General features: G+C 37.0%; 1 pseudogene. It reads left to right on the top strand.

Annotation, left to right across the window (positions count from 1 at the left end):
* Positions 1-72: 72 nt before the first annotated feature.
* A pseudogene (locus tag ILT06_RS32295) lies at positions 73-332 on the top strand (helix-turn-helix domain-containing protein); the annotation flags it as partial.

Raw genomic sequence — 332 nt, 5'->3', positions numbered from 1 at the left:
ATATGGTGAGGCCTTATAGTAGACAGGAAAAAGAAAGCACATTAACCTGTTTACTATGGAGGGGATTTTTCTATGGGAAAAATTAGAGTCACTTACGATGTAACATTTAAGAAGAAAGCTATAGATTTATATTTAAACGAAGGCATGAGCTATGAAACCGTTGCGAAAGAATTAGGTATTCATCACTCGGTTGTAAGTCGTTGGGTAAAACACTTTGAAGCTTAAGGTATCAAAGGATTAGAAGAAAAACGCGGTAAAGCGAAAGGACCAGGTGTAGGTAGACCAAGGGGGAAATCAGAAAATCCAGAATCTAAAATGAAACGATTAGAAGC

Origin of the sequence: Bacillus sp. 17RED48 (genome assembly GCF_019837545.1) — a bacterium.
Classification (GTDB): domain Bacteria; phylum Bacillota; class Bacilli; order Bacillales; family Bacillaceae_G; genus Bacillus_A; species Bacillus_A wiedmannii.
The sequence above is the reverse complement of the archived record's forward strand: the minus strand, read 5'-3'. Positions and strand labels throughout refer to the sequence as shown.